The sequence below is a fragment of the Arthrobacter sp. SLBN-122 genome (assembly GCF_006715165.1).
Classification (GTDB): domain Bacteria; phylum Actinomycetota; class Actinomycetes; order Actinomycetales; family Micrococcaceae; genus Arthrobacter.
On record NZ_VFMS01000001.1, the window covers coordinates 2,745,259 to 2,761,376 of the forward strand.

Sequence of the window (16,118 nt, forward strand, 5' to 3'; positions counted from 1 at the left end):
TCAGACGGAAAACCGAACCCCCCGAAGCTTACGCTGAGGATGGTCGCGGAAACCGGTTTGACACGCAGGAGGTCAGCGGGTAAGTTTGGAAAGTTGCTCCGGAGCGATCCTGAACGGAATGTTTGGGTGGTGCCGGGTGTGTCTGTTGTTTGAGAACTCAATAGTGTGCCAAGTTTGTTGATACCGATTTTTTATGAATTGGTTGAATTTGCTGTGCCGCCACCCCGTGGTTGGCATGGTTTTTACAGCTGGTTTCAAATTTTGTGCAGCCGTGGTCGCCGTTATTTCCGGTGGTTGTGGTTGTGTCTGTTTTACTTCAACGGAGAGTTTGATCCTGGCTCAGGATGAACGCTGGCGGCGTGCTTAACACATGCAAGTCGAACGATGAAGGGAGCTTGCTCCTGGATTAGTGGCGAACGGGTGAGTAACACGTGAGTAACCTGCCCTTGACTCTGGGATAAGCCTGGGAAACTGGGTCTAATACCGGATATGACTGACTATCGCATGGTGGTTGGTGGAAAGCTTTTGTGGTTTTGGATGGACTCGCGGCCTATCAGCTTGTTGGTGGGGTAATGGCCTACCAAGGCGACGACGGGTAGCCGGCCTGAGAGGGTGACCGGCCACACTGGGACTGAGACACGGCCCAGACTCCTACGGGAGGCAGCAGTGGGGAATATTGCACAATGGGCGCAAGCCTGATGCAGCGACGCCGCGTGAGGGATGACGGCCTTCGGGTTGTAAACCTCTTTCAGTAGGGAAGAAGCGAAAGTGACGGTACCTGCAGAAGAAGCGCCGGCTAACTACGTGCCAGCAGCCGCGGTAATACGTAGGGCGCAAGCGTTATCCGGAATTATTGGGCGTAAAGAGCTCGTAGGCGGTTTGTCGCGTCTGCCGTGAAAGTCCGGGGCTCAACTCCGGATCTGCGGTGGGTACGGGCAGACTAGAGTGATGTAGGGGAGACTGGAATTCCTGGTGTAGCGGTGAAATGCGCAGATATCAGGAGGAACACCGATGGCGAAGGCAGGTCTCTGGGCATTAACTGACGCTGAGGAGCGAAAGCATGGGGAGCGAACAGGATTAGATACCCTGGTAGTCCATGCCGTAAACGTTGGGCACTAGGTGTGGGGGACATTCCACGTTTTCCGCGCCGTAGCTAACGCATTAAGTGCCCCGCCTGGGGAGTACGGCCGCAAGGCTAAAACTCAAAGGAATTGACGGGGGCCCGCACAAGCGGCGGAGCATGCGGATTAATTCGATGCAACGCGAAGAACCTTACCAAGGCTTGACATGAACCGGTAAGACCTGGAAACAGGTCCCCCGCTTGCGGTCGGTTTACAGGTGGTGCATGGTTGTCGTCAGCTCGTGTCGTGAGATGTTGGGTTAAGTCCCGCAACGAGCGCAACCCTCGTTCTATGTTGCCAGCACGTGATGGTGGGGACTCATAGGAGACTGCCGGGGTCAACTCGGAGGAAGGTGGGGACGACGTCAAATCATCATGCCCCTTATGTCTTGGGCTTCACGCATGCTACAATGGCCGGTACAAAGGGTTGCGATACTGTGAGGTGGAGCTAATCCCAAAAAGCCGGTCTCAGTTCGGATTGGGGTCTGCAACTCGACCCCATGAAGTCGGAGTCGCTAGTAATCGCAGATCAGCAACGCTGCGGTGAATACGTTCCCGGGCCTTGTACACACCGCCCGTCAAGTCACGAAAGTTGGTAACACCCGAAGCCGGTGGCCTAACCCCTTGTGGGAGGGAGCTGTCGAAGGTGGGACTGGCGATTGGGACTAAGTCGTAACAAGGTAGCCGTACCGGAAGGTGCGGCTGGATCACCTCCTTTCTAAGGAGCACCTACAAATCGTTCATGCCGCGTATGTGGTGGTGGGGGTTTGTCAGGAAGCAAAGCCCGTTGCGCAGACGCAAGTTCTGCGGCGGGTGCTCATGGGTGGAATATCAACAAATAGCGGCCGCGTTGTTTTCTTCTTGTCCTAGTACGAGCCAGTGATGGTTCTGGAACGGTGGGTGGGGGACGGGGTGGTTTAGTGTTTGGCACACTGTTGGGTCCTGAGGCAACAGGGCCGCGGGTCTTTTGGCTTGTGGGTTTGTTTGTTTCTGGTTTCCCTGCCATGACGCCTCCGCGCATGCTGGCTCCCTTTTGGGGGTTGTGTGTGGGGGTGTGTGGTGTGGGGTTGTTGTTTGAGAACTACATAGTGGACGCGAGCATCTTGTATAAGAAGCAATTTCCAAGATAATGAACCTGGATCTGGCTGTGTTGTTGATGCCCTTTTGGGGTGTTGGGAGCGTGGTTGGTTTTCATGGTTCTCTCGAGTGTTTTTTGTTTTTGATCTTTGTGGTCAAGTTTTTAAGAGCACACGGTGGATGCCTTGGCATTAGGAGCCGAAGAAGGACGTAGGAATCTGCGATAAGCCTGGGGGAGTCGATAACCGGACTGTGATCCCAGGGTGTCCGAATGGGGAAACCCCGCCAAGCGCGCGAGTGACTTGGTGACCCGTACCTGAACACATAGGGTGCGTGGGGGGAACGCGGGGAAGTGAAACATCTCAGTACCCGCAGGAAGAGAAAACAATAGTGATTCCGTTAGTAGTGGCGAGCGAACGCGGATCAGGCTAAACCGTTCCATGTGTGATAGCCGGCGGGCGTTGCATGGTCGGGGTTGTGGGACTTTCCGTACCAGTTCTGCCGGGCTGGTGGGGTGTGATGTGCGCGCATAGGTGAACGGTTTTGAAAGGCCGGCCAGAGAGGGTGTTAGTCCCGTAACCGTAATGTGTTTGTACCGCCTGTGAGAGTATCCCAAGTAGTACGGGGCCCGAGAAATCCCGTGCGAATCTGTCAGGACCACCTGATAAGCCTAAATACTCCCTAATGACCGATAGCGGACCAGTACCGTGAGGGAAAGGTGAAAAGTACCCCGGGAGGGGAGTGAAACAGTACCTGAAACCGTGTGCTTACAATCCGTCGGAGCCAGTCTGATTCTGGTGACGGCGTGCCTTTTGAAGAATGAGCCTGCGAGTTAGTGTTACGTCGCGAGGTTAACCCGTGTGGGGCAGCCGTAGCGAAAGCGAGTCTGAATAGGGCGTTGCAGTGGCGTGATCTAGACCCGAAGCGAAGTGATCTACCCATGGCCAGGTTGAAGCGACGGTAAGACGTCGTGGAGGACCGAACCCACTTCAGTTGAAAATGGAGGGGATGAGCTGTGGGTAGGGGTGAAAGGCCAATCAAACTTCGTGATAGCTGGTTCTCCCCGAAATGCATTTAGGTGCAGCGTTGCGTGTTTCTTGCTGGAGGTAGAGCTACTGGATGGCTAATGGGCCCTACAAGGTTACTGACGTCAGCCAAACTCCGAATGCCGGTAAGTGAGAGCGCAGCAGTGAGACTGTGGGGGATAAGCTTCATAGTCGAGAGGGAAACAGCCCAGACCACCAACTAAGGCCCCTAAGCGTGTGCTAAGTGGGAAAGGATGTGGAGTTGCCCAGACAACCAGGAGGTTGGCTTAGAAGCAGCCACCCTTAAAAGAGTGCGTAATAGCTCACTGGTCAAGTGATTCCGCGCCGACAATGTAGCGGGGCTCAAGTACACCGCCGAAGTTGTGGATTTCGGATTTTAGCTAAGCTGCTTCCTTGTGGAGTTAGTTCAGGCGTCCGGAGTGGTAGGGGAGCGTCGTGTGGGCGGTGAAGTCGCGGTGTAAACCAGCGGTGGAGCCTACACGAGTGAGAATGCAGGCATGAGTAGCGAAAGACGGGTGAGAAACCCGTCCGCCGAATGATCAAGGGTTCCAGGGTCAAGCTAATCTGCCCTGGGTAAGTCGGGACCTAAGGCGAGGCCGACAGGCGTAGTCGATGGACAACGGGTTGATATTCCCGTACCGGCGAAAAACCGCCCATGCTGAGCGGGGGATACTAACTGCCCGAAACCTGCCCGATCACCCTTGTGGTGTGAGGGTTTTGGTGGAGCGCAGGACCTGATCCCGGGAGGCAAGCGTATTAACAGGTGTGACGCAGGAAGGTAGCCGAGCCGGGCGATGGTTGTCCCGGTCTAAGGATGTAGGGCGAGTGGTAGGCAAATCCGCCACTCACGAAGCCTGAGATCTGATGGGACCCCCGTTTGGGGGGATTTGGTGATCCTATGCTGCCGAGAAAAGCATCGACGCGAGGTTTTAGCCGCCCGTACCCCAAACCGACACAGGTGATCAGGTAGAGAATACCAAGGCGATCGAGAGAATTATGGTTAAGGAACTCGGCAAAATGCCCCCGTAACTTCGGGAGAAGGGGGGCCCCAACCTTGAACGGTACTAGCGACCGGGAGGGGATCGGGGCCGCAGAGACCAGGGGGAAGCGACTGTTTACTAAAAACACAGGTCCGTGCGAAGTCGCAAGACGATGTATACGGACTGACTCCTGCCCGGTGCTGGAAGGTTAAGAGGACCGGTTAGCCGCAAGGCGAAGCTGAGAATTTAAGCCCCAGTAAACGGCGGTGGTAACTATAACCATCCTAAGGTAGCGAAATTCCTTGTCGGGTAAGTTCCGACCTGCACGAATGGAGTAACGACTTCCCCGCTGTCTCAACCATAAACTCGGCGAAATTGCAGTACGAGTAAAGATGCTCGTTACGCGCAGCAGGACGGAAAGACCCCGAGACCTTTACTATAGTTTGGTATTGGTGTTCGGAGTGGCTTGTGTAGGATAGGTGGGAGACGTTGAAGCCCGGACGCCAGTTCGGGTGGAGTCATCGTTGAAATACCACTCTGGTCACTTTGGACATCTAACTTCGGCCCGTAATCCGGGTCAGGGACAGTGCCTGATGGGTAGTTTAACTGGGGCGGTTGCCTCCTAAAAAGTAACGGAGGCGCCCAAAGGTTCCCTCAGCCTGGTTGGCAATCAGGTGTCGAGTGTAAGTGCACAAGGGAGCTTGACTGTGAGAGAGACATCTCGAGCAGGGACGAAAGTCGGGACTAGTGATCCGGCGGTACATTGTGGAATGGCCGTCGCTCAACGGATAAAAGGTACCTCGGGGATAACAGGCTGATCTTGCCCAAGAGTCCATATCGACGGCATGGTTTGGCACCTCGATGTCGGCTCGTCGCATCCTGGGGCTGGAGTAGGTCCCAAGGGTTGGGCTGTTCGCCCATTAAAGCGGTACGCGAGCTGGGTTTAGAACGTCGTGAGACAGTTCGGTCCCTATCCGCTGCGCGCGCAGGAAATTTGAGAAGGGCTGTCCTTAGTACGAGAGGACCGGGACGGACGAACCTCTGGTGTGTCAGTTGTACTGCCAAGTGCACCGCTGATTAGCTACGTTCGGATGGGATAACCGCTGAAAGCATCTAAGCGGGAAGCTCGCTTCAAGATGAGATTTCCATACACCCTCGGGTGTGAGAGGCCCCCAGCCAGACCACTGGGTTGATAGGCCGGATGTGGAAGCGAGGACTAACGACTCGTGAAGCTGACCGGTACTAATAGGCCAACAACTTACACCACACAGATATATACAAACTCTGCTTGCGTCCACTATGTGGTTCCCAACCAACAACCCCCAACACCAGGGGAATGGTTGCACGGAACCAACACAACTGAATAACAACACCACAATGTTGTAACCACACAAGTCTTCCCACACCACCCCCCACGGGTTGGTGACGGGTACAAGGGTTACGGCGGTCATAGCGTGGGGGAAACGCCCGGTCCCATTCCGAACCCGGAAGCTAAGACCCACAGCGCCGATGGTACTGCACCCGGGAGGGTGTGGGAGAGTAGGTCACCGCCGGACACACATTGAGTAGGACCCTGACAAAGGAATGTCAGGGTCCTACTGCTTTAACCACTCGTTTTACTACTTGGCTGTGAGCACCCAGCCCCTCCTCCTGGTTCGCGTGCCGCCCTCCGCAGGATTGCGCGGGTAAAGTATTTCCCCATGAGCAGCATCTTTAGCCACGCACAGGATTCTTTTGATGACGCCGGACAGCGGGCAACTGATCCCTTGGAACCGGTGGTGAACACCGTCGTTGTCCCCGGCCCCGTCGCGCGGGCTTTTGCCGGCTTTACGGACCACGCCCACTTGTGGTGGCCCTTGGAGCAGCATGGCGTGTACGGCGCCGGCTCATATGTCGAGTTTGAAGAGAACCTGATCCTCGAAACTGCAGATGACGGCCGCACCAGTATCTGGGGAACCCTTGATGACTGGCAGCCGCCCCTGTCGTTCCACGCCAGCTGGCATCCCGGGACTACGGCGCTGTGGTCTACTGAGCTCCTGGTGGTATTCCGCGCCGTCGACGCGGGAACTGAGGTCCGGGTATTCCATGAAGGGTGGGAGGGCGCCGAGGACCCTGCTGCCGCGCGCCAAGAGTACGTGGAGGCCTGGCCGCTGATCCTGGACAGGTATGCACGCTTCATGGGAGCGGAGGACACCCCGGATGACTCCGTGCGGTAACGGTTGACCTAACCCCGGTGCGCGGCTGTGTCCGGCGGTACTGCGGTGCTGCTCCTGATCACAAACTTTGTCGGATATTCCTGGTCCCGCTCTCCATCCCCTGCCGGGCCGCCGTCGGACTCTCCGCCGGGGCCGTCCAGCAAGGCCAACGCTGTGGCAGCCGCCAGCCTTCCCTGGCCCTTCGGATCCTGGCTGATGGTGGTCAGGCCGAACGTTTCTGCAAGTTCGTGCCCGTCAATGCCCACGACGGAAAGATCCCGCGGCACCTGAAGGCCGAAGTCCCTTGCGGCGAGCATGATGCCCACGGCCATCTCGTCGGAAGCCGCAAAAACGGCGGTGGGACGTTCAGCGGACGTCCCCAGCAGCCGGCGGCCCGCTGCATATGCACCTTGGATGGTGAAGTCGGCCCTGGCCTGCCACTCGTGGCGCAGCGGCAGGCCCGCGGCTTCCATTGCCGCAGCAAAGCCCTTTTGACGGAGCTGCGGAAGATTGAAATCGCGGTTCAGTGCCGCGTCCCCCGTGACATGGGCGATCCGGGTATGGCCCAGCCCAATCAGGTGCCGGGTGGCCATCATGGCCAGGCCCTCGTCATCGATTCTTATGGTGGAGGCGCCGCGCAGCGCCCCTCCGATGCCCACAATGGGACGGTGCACGGCAAGCAACTGGCCGATTTCTTCCTCGCTGAGCACCAGTGCCACCGCAATCACCGCATCCAGGCGTTTCCGCAGCAGGAAGTCGTTCAGGATGCTGCTGCGGTGCTCCGGCTGCTCGCCCACGTTGTACAGCGTCAGGTCGTAGCCTGCATCCAGGAGGGTTTCCGAAACGCCCTCAAGGACTGAGGAAAAGTACCAGCGCTGGACGTTCGGCACCACCAGCCCGATATTGTGGTTCCGCCCCGAAGCGAGGCTGGACGCGTGGTATGACGGGACGAACCCCAGTTCCCGTGCTGCCTCCTGGGCAAGGCGGCGGCTCCTGGACGAGACGTTGGACTTGCCGCTGAGCGCCCTGGAGACGGTGGCTACCGACAGGCCTGCCCGGCTGGCAACTTCTTTGATGCCCGCCATTGTCAGTCTGCTGCAGGAATACTGATCCAGGCTGTTTCGCCCGAGGCCAGGAGTCCTTCCGTGCCTGACAGGTTACTGCGGACAAGGACGCGGCCCGCGGGAATCTCCAGCGGCTCGTGGTTCAGGTTCATAAGCACCAGCGTAGTGCCGTTCACATACCCCAGCGAGGACCCGGTGCACCAGTATTCTGCCCAGGACAGCGAGCCCCTGCCCAGGTCCAGGTCCCGGCGGCAGGCCAGGGCGGTGCGGTAGAGGGAGAGGTGCGACGACGGCGACTCCGCCTGCAGGTCCCGCGCCAGGCCGCCAAACGAGGCAGGAATGGGCAGCCAGGGATCGCTGCCCGAGCTGAAGCCCAAGTGCTTGTCTCCGGCCCGCCAAGGCAGCGGCACCCGGCAGCCGTCACGGCCAAGCCGCTGACCCCCGGTCCGCGCGAAGGTGGGGTCCTGGCGCAGGTGGCCGGGGATGTCGATGCCGTCCGGCAGCCCAAGCTCCTCGCCCTGGTAGAGATAGGCGGCGCCGGGCAGGCCCAGCATGAACAGCGAAGCGGCAGCTGCGCGGCGCCGGCCCAGTTCCTCATCCGGCTGGGGATCGGCCACCCCGATGCCGTCGCCGTCGCGGGGGCCATGGCCGTTATAGCCAAACCGGCTGGCATGGCGGACAACGTCATGGTTTGAGAGTACCCAGGTGCTCGGGGCGCCCACGCCGTCCAGGACGGTCAGGGAATCCGTGATGACCGAGCGCAGCCGGTATACGTCCAGCCCGGCATGGAGGTAAGGGAAGTTGAACGCCTGGTGCATCTCATCCGGCCGCACCCAGTGGGCCAGCCGGAGGAGGTCCACGCTTGCCTCGGCGCAGAGGATGCGGTCCGGGCCGTACTCGTCCAGGATCAGCCGCCAGTTACGGTAAATGTCATGGACGGCGGGCTGGCCGAACATTGGTGCCTCGTGGCCTGGGTACCCGTCGCTGCTGCCGCCATCGGCACGGCCACCCCAGGCGGGCAGGCCGGGGGCCTTCACCAGGGCGTGGGCTACGTCCACCCGGAAACCGGAGACGCCCCGGTCCAGCCAGAAACGAAGCACGCGCTCGAACTCGGCGTGGACGGCCGGGTTGTCCCAGTTAAAGTCCGGCTGCGAAGAATCGAAGAGGTGCAGGTACCACTGCCCCGGCCGGCCATCCGTGCCTGCTACCCGCGTCCAGGCGGGTCCGCCGAAGTGGGACTGCCAGTTGTTCGGCGGTTCCTGCCCGTCGGGGCCGGTTCCGTCGCGGAAGATGAACATGTCCCGCTCCGGGCTTCCTGCCGGCGCGGCAACGGCTGCCTGGAACGCGGGATGCTGGTCGGAGCAGTGGTTGGGCACCAGGTCCACAATCACCCGCAGGCCCAGCCGGTGCGATTCAGCCATCATGACGTCGAAGTCACCGAGCGTTCCGAAAATCGGATCCACGTCGCAGTAGTCGCTGACGTCGTAGCCTGCGTCGCGCTGGGGGGAACGGTAGAAGGGTGAGAGCCAAACGGCATCGACACCCAGGTCTGCAAGGTGCGGCAGTTCCTCGGTGATTCCCGCAAGGTCTCCCACGCCGTCGCCGTTCAGGTCCCGGAACGACCGGGGATACACCTGGTAGATCACTGCGGAGCGCCACCAGCCGGGGGCATTGTCGGCAGCATGGATGAGCGTCAGGGGACCGGCAGCAGTGGAAGTGGCCTGGGTCACAGTATCGACAGACATGAGAGTCAGCATAGCGTTGGCGGCGCCTTAATGGAAACGCTTCCATTCAGCGTTACGGACATAGCTCCGCCGCCTTCCTGGTGAGGAAGTCAGCGAACTGGAAGCGGTTGCAGGAAAGGGCATCCAGGGGTCCAGCGGGCAGCACGTCCTAAACTGGGGAGATATGTCCGACGACGGGTGGAGGCTTTGTGGGAAGCATCGTTGATGAGCTGGATGCCATCCTGGCGCAGGGGCAGGTGGACGTCGGCGAGGTCTCGCTCCGGCGGTACGCCATCGACCAGGCACCAGTCGTCGATTTCCAGCTTCCCCTGGCGGTAGTGTTCCCGGAATCAGTTGCCGACGTCCAGGCAGTGGTAAAGGCCTGTGCCGGCAGTGGTGTGGCAATTGTCGCCCGGGGCGCAGGCACTGGAGTATCCGGCGGGGCCCATGCCACCAGGAACTGCATCATCCTCTCGCTGGAGCGGATGAACCGGATCCTCGCCTTGAATCCCGACGACGAGACTGCCGTGGTGGAGCCCGGAGTGGTCAATGCCGTCCTCAATGAGGCCGTTGCAGCGCATGGGCTCATGTACGCTCCGGATCCGGCCAGTTTCCGAAGCTCCACCCTCGGCGGCAACGTCGCCACCAACGCCGGCGGCCTGCGCTGTGCCAAATATGGGGTCACCAGGGATTCGGTCCTGGCGCTGGACGTCGTCCTGGCCGACGGATCCCTCATCCACACAGGCCACCAAACCTTCAAAGGCGTGGCGGGCTACGACCTCACGGGCCTTTTCGTGGGGTCTGAAGGAACCCTGGGCGTCGTCGTCGGAATTACCGTGCGGCTGAAGTACCTGCCCCGGGAAGTCCACACCGTGGCCGCCTTCTACCCGGACTTCAGGAGCGCCGCAGCAGGGGTCCTGGCCGTAGGCAAGGCGCGGGTCCAGCCCGCCATCATGGAACTGCTCGACGGCGGCACCCTGGCCCAGCTGGACGACATCCACGGCTCCGACCTCACCTCCCGCGGAAGATCATTGCTGCTGATCCAGACGGACGGGTTCGGGGCCGCCGCCGAGGCGGAGGTGGTGCGCCAGGTCCTCCGTGAAGGCGGGGCAACTGTCAGCACGGAGGCAAGTGCCGAGGCGGAGAGGCTGGTGGAACTCCGCCGGCACAGCAGGGGGACAGAGGTGGACGACGAATACCGCGTCGGCGAGGATGTGGCTGTTCCCCGGTCCCGGCTGGTGGACTACGTCGCGGAGCTCGAAGCCATGGCCGCCAGGCAGCAGGTGCACCTCAAGGTGGTGGCCCACGCCGGTGACGGCAACCTCCACCCCACCTTCTGGATCGACCGGCAGGGGGCAAGCGTGGACTCCGCGGCGATGCAGCGGCTGCAGGTGGCGCTGGACGAGTCCATCACCGCGGCCCTGGCCATGGGCGGCACCATCACCGGCGAGCATGGTGTGGGGCAGTACAAGCTCCGGTGGCTGGGCCAGGAGCAGCCGGAACCGGTCCGGGAACTCCAGCGCAGGATCAAGGACCTGTTTGATCCTGCGGGAATCCTCAACCCCGGTAAGGCGATCTAGGACTTAGTCGTCCGAGTCCGGATACTCGTCCGCGGATTCATCAGCACCGTAGCGGGACTCCTCGTTCTCCACCTCAAGGATCTTCAGCAGTTCGGTGTCCGGGTTCAGCATGATCGCGGCTTCATCCCGCCGGTGCCGGAGGATGGAATCGATGTAGGACTGCACGGCCTCCGCCAGCGGAATGTGGCGCTCCTGCTTCTCGGACATGTACCAGCGGTGTTCAAGGACCTCGTGGACCACCTCTGCGTGTTCCAGCTTGCCGGACAGGTCGCGGGGGATCGCGCGCACGATCGGTTCGAAGATCTGGCTGACCCACAGGTGGGCGCTGTATTCCTCATCCATTTCCGGGTTGTTGTCCGCGCGGAAGGAGTCCATGTCGTTCAGGAGGCGGCGGGCCTGGTTCTCCTGGGCATCCAGGCCGGTGAGGCGCAGCAGCCGCCGCTGGTGGTGCCCCGCGTCCACCACCTTGGGCTGGAGCTGGATGGTGGAGCCGTTCTGCGTGGTCTTGATGGCGTATTCCTCGACGTCGAAGCCGAGCTCGTTCAGGCGGCGGATACGGGCACTCACCCGCCAGCGCTCGCCCAGTTCGAAGGATTCCTTCTCGGTCAGCTCGGCCCACAGCCGCCGGTAGCTGTCCATGATCAGCTCACTGGTGGCCACCGGGTCCACCTTCTCCTCGATGAGCCCGCCGTCCAGGAGGTCCATCAGCTCACCGGCGATGTTCACGCGGGCAATTTCCAGGTCGTATTCGCGCTGGCCCGTGGAGAGGTCAGGGTAGAGCTCACCCGTTTCGGCGTCCACCAGATACGCGGCGAACGCTCCGGCGTCACGGCGGAACAGGGTGTTGGAAAGCGAGACGTCGCCCCAGTAGAACCCGATCAGGTGCAGCCGCACCATGAGGAGAGCCTGGGCGTCGATCAGGCGGGTGAGGGTGTCCTTGCGCAGCATCTGGGAAAAGAGCGCGCGGTACGGCATGGAAAATTTCAGGTGCCGGGTTACCAGGACGGGGTTCAGCGGGCGCCCGTCCGGGGTGGTGCGGCCGGTGATCACGGCTACGGGCTCCACGCAGGGCACGTCCAGCCGTGCCAGCTTGCGCAGCATGTGGTACTCGTGGCGGGCCACGTGTTCGGACGTTTCCTTGATGGCAATCACCGAGCCGCCAAGGTGGGCGAAGCGCACGATGTGCCGGGAGATGCCGCGGGGGAGTGCCGCCAGGTATTGGGCCGGCCACTCTTCGAGTGCAATGTGCCAGGGCAGGTCCAGCAGCTCGGGATCAGCTGCTGCTGCCGTGATGCTCAATGATGAGGCTACCGAGGCTGCCTTGTTGTCATCGGCGCTGGCGGCCACGAACCGCGGCAGCTTACCCACCTGGGCGTAGTCGGTGGGTTCGTCGTGCCACTGCGCGCTGTGTTCCTCGGTCATGGGCTCAATTCTTCCGTAGATGGGCGCGGCCAGCTAATTCTCCTGCAGGCACGGTTAAACGCCGACGGCGGCCGTCCGGTAAGGAGGGCCGCCGTCGGTACTGCGGTTGGGGTGCCGGTGGCGATCAGTCGCCCAGGCGCAGGCCGGTCTTGGTGTCGAACAGGTGCACGTGGCCCGACTGCGGACGGACGTAGATGACCTCGCCCTTCATCGGGGGGCGGCGGCCGTCGACGCGTGCCACGATGTCGTGGTCCTTGCCGTCCAGGGTGGTGTGGCCGTAGACGTAGGCGTCGGCGCCGAGTTCTTCGACGACGTCAACCTCAACCTTCAGGCCTTCACCGTGCGGAGCGGTCTCCAGGTCTTCGGGGCGGCTGCCCAGCGTGACCGTGGAGCCGTGTGCCTCTTCGAGGACGTCGCGCGGCACCGGGTAGACGGTACCGCCGAACTGGACGCCGCCGTCGACGACGGGAAGTTCCAGCAGGTTCATGGCGGGGGAGCCGATGAAGCCTGCAACGAAGACGTTCTTCGGGCGGTCGTAGAGGTTGCGCGGGGTGTCAACCTGCTGCAGCAGGCCGTCCTTCAGCACGGCGACGCGGTCGCCCATGGTCATGGCCTCGACCTGGTCGTGTGTCACGTAAACGGTGGTGACGCCCAGCCGGCGGGTCAGGGATGCGATCTGGGTGCGGGTCTGGACACGGAGCTTGGCGTCCAGGTTGGACAGCGGCTCGTCCATGAGGAAGACCTGGGGGTTACGGACGATTGCGCGGCCCATGGCAACACGCTGGCGCTGGCCGCCGGAGAGTGCCTTCGGCTTGCGGTCCAGGTACTGCTCGAGGTCCAGGAGCTTGGCGGCTTCACGGACGCGCTCGGCGCGCTCTTCCTTGGAGACCCCGGCGATCTTCAGGGCGAAGCCCATGTTGTCGGCCACAGTCATGTGCGGGTACAACGCGTAGTTCTGGAAAACCATCGCGATGTCGCGGTCCTTCGGCGGAACATCGGTGACGTCGCGGTCGCCGATCAGGATCCGGCCTGCGTTGACGTCCTCGAGGCCTGCGAGCATCCGCAGGGAGGTGGACTTGCCGCAACCGGAGGGTCCAACGAGGACCAGGAATTCGCCATCGGCGATGTCGATGTTGAGCTTATCGACGGCGGGCTTATCTGTGCCCGGGTACAGACGCGTAGCGTTATCAAAAGTAACTGTAGCCACAGTTATCAATCCCTTCACCGGCAGGTACGTGCCGGACGATCCGTTGTGAATGGTTCATGTTTATTCAGTTGTGTTCCCACAAAATGCTCCGCGGCTAAGCGCGGAGCACCACGTGACGCCGCACGGTTGTTGTGCGCCACATCACACCCAAGAGTATGCCAGAAGTTGCTTCTTTTATCGCAAATGTTACGAATGTCACATGTGCTGCCGGCCACGGCTACCCGGAAGCTGCCTGGGGGTCTTCCTCGGCGACGGCGAGACTCCGCTCCTGGAGCAGGGTCTCCAGCAGCTCTGCGATGTGGACAGGCGCCTCCACCCGGTATTGGGCCTGGGTAAAATCGAGACCCACCTTGACCCCCACATCGCCTGGTTCGAGCCGGCCGAACGCGTCCTCGTCCGTGACGTCGTCACCGGCAAACAGCACGGCTGTGGCCCCGGTGGCCTGCCGCAGGAAGGTGACGCCTTCGCCCTTGGACGCATTGACCACTGAGGTCTCCAGGACGCGCTTGCCCTCCTTCAGGAAGACACCCTTGCGGTCCTGGAGCACGGACCGGGCTGCTGACACCGCGTCCCCGGCCACGTCGTCTCCAGCCTGGCGGGTGTGCAGGACGACGCCGGCGGGCTTGTATTCGAGCGACGTGCCCGGCGCCTCCGCCACGATCGCCGCCAATTCGGCCCGCACCTCTTCAAGGAGCGCTTTCTGGCCGTCATCCAGCGCCAGTTCGGTGGAACCCGGTCCCAGCCAGGCTTCGGCGCCGTGGCTGCCAATCAGCAGGGTATCCACTGGCGGGGAAGCAACCTCCCGCAGGCTGGCGAGGGCGCGGCCCGAGATGAGTGCCGTCGTCGTGCGGGGAAGCACGGCGAGCCCTGCGAACGCCGCGGCCGTGCGTGGAAGCGGCCGTGCATCCTGGGCGCGGTCCACGATAGGCGCCATGGTGCCATCAAAATCCATGGCCACGAGCAGGTGCTCCGTCGCGGCGATCCGGTGCAGCGCTTCCCGGAGTTCCGGGGTGAGCGCCAGCGATGCCTTGGTGCGGCCGTCAGGAGTCATCGCGGACCACTTTCTCGTCCAGGGCACGCAGGAAGTCGGCAGACCAATGGTCCACGTCGTGGTCCAGGATCTGCCGGCGCATGGACCGCATGCGCCGGGATGCTTCGCGCGGGTTGAGCTCGACGGCGGTCATGATGGCGTTCTTGAGGCCTGCGATGTCGTGCGGGTTGATCAGCAGCGCCTGCTTGAGCTGGTCCGCGGCGCCGGCGAACTCGCTCAGGACCAGCGCGCCATCATTGTTGTTGCGTGCGGTGACATACTCCTTGGCCACCAGGTTCATCCCGTCCCGCAGCGCGGTGACCAGCATGACATCCGCAGCCAGGTACAGCGCCACCATCTCCTCTACGGGGTAGCTGTGGTGCAGGTAGCGGACGGCGGTGTTTTCCAGGGTGTCGTAGGTGCCGTTGATGTGGCCTACGGTTCCTTCCACCTCCTCGCGCAGGAGCCGGTACTGCTCCACCCGCTCCCGGCTGGGGGAGGCCACCTGGATGAGGGTCGCATCGCCCACCGTGAGGCGGCCGTCCGCCAGGAGCTCCTCAAAAGCCTTCAGCCGGTGGCGGATGCCCTTGGTGTAATCCAGCCGGTCCACCCCGAGCAGGATGGTCTTGGGGTTGCCCAGGTCCTGACGGATCTGCCGGGCGCGTTCGATGATGTCGGGCCTGGCCGCAAGTTCGCTGATCTGCTTGACGTCGATCGAGATGGGGAAGGCCTGCGCCCGGGCGATGTGCGTGATCCGGCCGTCATGGCCCTTGACGTGCACCTGCTGCTGCTTAACGCTGGCGCCCAGGAACCGGCGCGCGGAACGCATGAAGTTTCCCGCGTCGCTGGGCCGCTGGAAGCCCACCAGGTCTGCGCCGAGAAGGCCGTCGATGATGGCCTGGCGCCAGGGGAGCTGGGCAAAAATCTCCGGCGGCGGGAACGGGATGTGGTTGAAGAACCCGATCCGGAGGTCCGGCCGGGCTTCGCGGAGCATCCGGGGGACCAGCTGCAGCTGGTAGTCCTGGACCCAGACGGTGGCGCCCTGGTCCGCGTGGTGCGCGACGGCGTCGGCGAACCTGCGGTTGACCTTGCGGTAGGCGTCCCACCAGGTCCGGTGGAATTCCGGCGGAGCGATGACGTCGTGGTACAGCGGCCACAGCGTGGCGTTGGAGAAGCCCTCGTAGTACAGCTCCACATCGTCCGTGCTGAGCTGGACGGGGACAAGGTCCATTCCGCCATGGCTGAATGGCTTCACGGTCTCGTCCGGTGCCCCGTGCCAGCCAACCCACGCGCCGTCGGTCTTGGTCATCATCGGGGCCAGCGCAGTCACCAGGCCGCCGGGGGACCTGCGCCAGCCTGATTCGTCGTCAGGGCCGTCGCCTGCTGCAACCCGGTCGACGGGCAGCCTGTTGGAGACCACCATGAAGTCATACTTGGTGTGGCCCGCGTGGCCGGAACCGGAACTGCCGGCTGTTGCTTTGCCTGCGGGTTTTTCCTGGACGGGTGTTTGCATTGCTGCCCCCTGGGGTTGCTTGTGCCTCTAAGCCACCCTAGCCGGACGGAATCATCGGGGCTATTCGTCCGTTGGTCAACCCGAAGGAATAGTTGAACCCGCAAGCTCTCAGCTTTCTCCCCTAAAATGTTGGAGGTGCCACGAAGTGGTCCCCCTACGT

General features: G+C 61.9%; 8 protein-coding genes and 3 rRNA genes. 5 read left to right on the plus strand and 6 right to left on the minus strand.

The annotated features are described in order from the left end of the window. Positions 1–316 precede the first annotated feature (316 nt). The 4 genes from FBY36_RS12845 (at position 317) to FBY36_RS12860 (ending at position 6,439) form a co-directional block, all read left to right on the plus strand. Positions 317–1,838 (plus strand): 16S ribosomal RNA (locus FBY36_RS12845). Between the two features lie 512 nt (positions 1,839–2,350). Continuing rightward, positions 2,351–5,490, plus strand: a 23S ribosomal RNA gene (locus tag FBY36_RS12850). Positions 5,491–5,662: 172 nt separating this feature from the next. Further along, positions 5,663–5,779: ribosomal RNA gene (gene rrf, locus FBY36_RS12855) — 5S ribosomal RNA — on the plus strand. Together the 16S, 23S and 5S rRNA genes form the textbook arrangement of a ribosomal RNA operon. Positions 5,780–5,923: 144 nt before the next feature. After that, positions 5,924–6,439 carry a hypothetical protein gene (locus FBY36_RS12860; RefSeq protein ID WP_142119946.1) on the plus strand — a complete coding sequence of 172 codons (516 nt, stop codon included), beginning with the start codon at positions 5,924–5,926 and terminating at the stop codon, positions 6,437–6,439. An 8-nt stretch (positions 6,440–6,447) separates the two neighbouring features. On the opposite strand, the gene FBY36_RS12865 is transcribed toward FBY36_RS12860, so the two are convergent. Together FBY36_RS12865 and FBY36_RS12870 are read right to left on the minus strand one after the other, a co-directional pair. Continuing rightward, the gene (locus FBY36_RS12865) at positions 6,448–7,503 is read right to left on the minus strand and encodes a LacI family DNA-binding transcriptional regulator (protein ID WP_142119948.1); all 1,056 of its coding nucleotides are present in this window, start codon (positions 7,501–7,503) and stop codon (positions 6,448–6,450) included. A gap of 2 nt (positions 7,504–7,505) precedes the next feature. Next, positions 7,506–9,227 carry a glycoside hydrolase family 13 protein gene (locus tag FBY36_RS12870; protein ID WP_235008819.1) on the minus strand — a complete coding sequence of 574 codons (1,722 nt, stop codon included), beginning with the start codon at positions 9,225–9,227 and terminating at the stop codon, positions 7,506–7,508. Between the two features lie 188 nt (positions 9,228–9,415). Here FBY36_RS12870 and FBY36_RS12875 point away from each other — a divergent pair, with 188 nt between their 5' ends. Next, on the plus strand, positions 9,416–10,786 hold the full coding sequence (locus FBY36_RS12875; protein WP_142119952.1) for an FAD-binding oxidoreductase: 1,371 nt from the start codon (positions 9,416–9,418) through the stop codon (positions 10,784–10,786). A 3-nt stretch (positions 10,787–10,789) separates the two neighbouring features. On the opposite strand, the gene FBY36_RS12880 is transcribed toward FBY36_RS12875, so the two are convergent. The 4 genes from FBY36_RS12880 to FBY36_RS12895 form a co-directional block, all read right to left on the minus strand. After that, positions 10,790–12,208, minus strand: a complete 1,419-nt coding sequence (locus tag FBY36_RS12880) for a DUF4032 domain-containing protein (protein ID WP_142119954.1) — start codon at positions 12,206–12,208, stop codon at positions 10,790–10,792. Between the two features lie 124 nt (positions 12,209–12,332). Beyond that, positions 12,333–13,415, minus strand: a complete 1,083-nt coding sequence (locus FBY36_RS12885) for an ABC transporter ATP-binding protein (protein ID WP_018772048.1) — start codon at positions 13,413–13,415, stop codon at positions 12,333–12,335. A gap of 217 nt (positions 13,416–13,632) precedes the next feature. Then, positions 13,633–14,466, minus strand: coding sequence for a trehalose-phosphatase (gene otsB / locus FBY36_RS12890; protein ID WP_142119956.1), 834 nt, complete (start codon positions 14,464–14,466; stop codon positions 13,633–13,635). Then, positions 14,456–15,958: an alpha,alpha-trehalose-phosphate synthase (UDP-forming) gene (locus tag FBY36_RS12895; RefSeq protein WP_142119957.1), complete on the minus strand. Its 1,503-nt coding sequence runs from the start codon at positions 15,956–15,958 to the stop codon at positions 14,456–14,458. The genes otsB and FBY36_RS12895 overlap by 11 nt, the downstream gene beginning before the upstream one ends. Positions 15,959–16,118: the final 160 nt, after the last annotated feature.